3 protein-coding genes and 1 pseudogene are annotated in these 2,160 nt (G+C 45.2%); 3 read left to right on the top strand and 1 reads right to left on the bottom strand.

Annotation, left to right across the window (positions count from 1 at the left end; genetic code table 11):
• Positions 1 to 264 precede the first annotated feature (264 nt).
• The 3 genes and pseudogenes from H6F44_RS23715 (at position 265) to H6F44_RS22665 (ending at position 883) form a co-directional block, all read left to right on the top strand.
• Positions 265 to 387, top strand: a complete 123-nt coding sequence (locus H6F44_RS23715) for a hypothetical protein (protein WP_277874153.1) — start codon at positions 265 to 267, stop codon at positions 385 to 387.
• A 28-nt stretch (positions 388 to 415) separates the two neighbouring features.
• Positions 416 to 520, top strand: a pseudogene (locus tag H6F44_RS23860) (colicin E3/pyocin S6 family cytotoxin); the annotation flags it as partial.
• Between the two features lie 3 nt (positions 521 to 523).
• Positions 524 to 883 (top strand): DUF7683 domain-containing protein, encoded by a 360-nt coding sequence (locus tag H6F44_RS22665; RefSeq protein ID WP_190353345.1) that lies wholly within the window; start codon positions 524 to 526, stop codon positions 881 to 883.
• A gap of 31 nt (positions 884 to 914) precedes the next feature.
• On the opposite strand, the gene H6F44_RS22660 is transcribed toward H6F44_RS22665, so the two are convergent.
• Positions 915 to 2,042, bottom strand: a complete 1,128-nt coding sequence (locus H6F44_RS22660; protein ID WP_199302251.1) for an amino acid ABC transporter substrate-binding protein — start codon at positions 2,040 to 2,042, stop codon at positions 915 to 917.
• Positions 2,043 to 2,160 lie beyond the last annotated feature (118 nt).

The raw sequence follows: 2,160 nt of genomic DNA, 5'->3' as shown, positions 1-2,160 counted from the left end.
TCCCTGTTAGATTTAGACCTTACTTCGATTAAATTACACCCTAATTTCCACAAGCTTTGCTCTTACGGCTCTATCTCTGACCAATTTTGTCCGTAGTATTGTTATTTAAAAGCCCTATGAAAATAATAGATTACAGCAATTACTGATCAAACGAACCGCAGGAAAAATTTTGGAATCGTTGCCTCGCGATGCTTTCAAAATCTTTCTTGGTCTGGGCTTGAGTATAAAGCTCTGTAATTTCAGATCACTCTAATACTATCCTTGATGCCATATATTCCACCGCCTAAAGTGTTAGCAGCCTTTGCTGATGCAGTGATTGTCAAAGGTAAAACATTGATTCAAGGCTCTAACCAAAAAACGGAGACGTTGGCAGACGACAGACAATAAATTTTATGAGTGGGACTACCAACACGGCACGATTGAAAAGTATGATAAAAATGGCAGACATCTAGGCGAGTTTGACCCTGTAACAGGCAAACAGACCAAACCAGCCAACCCTAAACGCAAAATTGAGATTTAACCTATGACACAGATCAAAAACTTTCTGAGGTTAAAAGCGCCCCTGCTCCTTTTTGTGAAATCTAAGTATCGCCAAGGCAAAAGAAGCAACAATTTTCGCAAGCCAGTAGAAATTGTTAATGGCTATAAGGTTGAGCGTTTGCTCAGGTGGTACGAAAAAGAAGGCAATGCTCTGATCGGGGAAAGCATTCTCAAAGACATATCACTAGCTGATTTACAAAAGCTATTAAGTGAGCCAGCCAACTCTCCTATGTTTTTTTCTTATGAACTGACACCTGAGCAAGTTAAATATTTTCAGCAATATCTCGAACAGGATTTTGATCCTCATGCTTACGACTATTTTCTTGAGTGTGACGCAATTTAAAAATCAGAGCATTTTGTGCTTTTGAATGAGTCTAGCGAAAGGGCGGGGCATACATCAATCCGCCATTTTTCCATAGTTCATTTTGTCCTCTGGGCAATTTGAAGTCGCTATCTTTGCCAAGGTTGCGATCATAAATTTCGGCATAGTTGCCCATATGTTTAATGATGCGGGCAGTAAAATCATTGCTGACCCCCATATCCTTGCCGAGACTGCCATCAACCCCTAAGAATCTGCGGATCTCGGCATTGGCACTAGTGAGGTTCTCCGTCAGATTTTTGGAGGTTATGCCCAAGTCTTCGGCATTGATCGTGGTAAAAACGACCCAGCGAACCAGATCCGCCCAGCGTGCATCGCCATCGCCCACCGCAGGCGCTAGTGGCTCTTTAGATAAAACTAAATCGAGAACTTCATGGTTTTCGGGGTCAGCAAGGCGGGTACGGCGCACCACTAGGGCAGAGCGATCGGCGGTAATTGCTTGGCAACGCTGTGATTGGTAAGCATTAAAGGTGGAGTTGACATCTTCATAAACAACGGGTTTGTAGGCAAGATTTCCTTTTCGCATTTGATCGGCGAGGTTTTGTTCGGTGGTTGTGCCTGTCTGGGCGCAGATATCTTTGTCTTTGAGGTCAGCGATCGCCTTGATATTGCTATCTTTGCGTACCATCACCCCCTGCCCGTCATAGAACACTACGGGCATAAAGGCTAAGCCCGAAGCGGTATCCCTGCCCAATGTCCAAGTGGTATTGCGACTGAGGACATCAACCTCCCCCGATTGCAAGGCAGTAAAACGCTCCTTGGCATTGAGATTGCGAAACTGCACGGCGTTAGGATCGTCAAATAATGCCGCCGCGATCGCCCGACAAATATCCACATCTAGCCCCGAATATTTCCCCTCCTTATTTACAAAACTGAAGCCTGGCAATTCGCCACTAACGCCGCATACCAACTTGCCGCGACTAATCACAGTTTTGAGGCGATCGCCACTAACGCCCCTAATTTGATTTGGCTCAGGGATCGGCTCACAGGCACTCAGCACGAATAGGCAGGCAACACACAATAGGGCGGTGAAAGCAGCGATCGCTCTTCGGGAAATATTCTGCGAAAGCCTTCGTGCAGGATGTCTTTGCTTAGTTTTGCGGGGAAATATTGATTTACTCATGACACATTTAAACCTATGTAGGGCTTGCTGAAAAAGTAATTAGGAGGCAGGAAGAATGCAAGTAGAAAAAGGAGACCACAGGACAGGCAAGACAGGAAATCGCCGAAATCGGGAAGAG

This window comes from Pseudanabaena cinerea FACHB-1277 (assembly GCF_014696345.1).
GTDB classification, from domain to species: Bacteria; Cyanobacteriota; Cyanobacteriia; order Pseudanabaenales; family Pseudanabaenaceae; genus Pseudanabaena; species Pseudanabaena cinerea.
Note: the sequence above shows the minus strand (reverse complement) of the source record. Positions and strands in the feature narration are given on the sequence as shown.

Bases quoted from the DNA above. Each gene is read 5' to 3' on its own strand.
- H6F44_RS23715 (WP_277874153.1), top strand. From the start codon at position 265: ATGCCATATATTCCACCGCCTAAAGTGTTAGCAGCCTTTGCTGATGCA.
- H6F44_RS22665 (WP_190353345.1), top strand. From the start codon at position 524: ATGACACAGATCAAAAACTTTCTGAGGTTAAAAGCGCCCCTGCTCCTT.
- H6F44_RS22660 (WP_199302251.1), bottom strand. From the start codon at position 2,042: ATGAGTAAATCAATATTTCCCCGCAAAACTAAGCAAAGACATCCTGCA.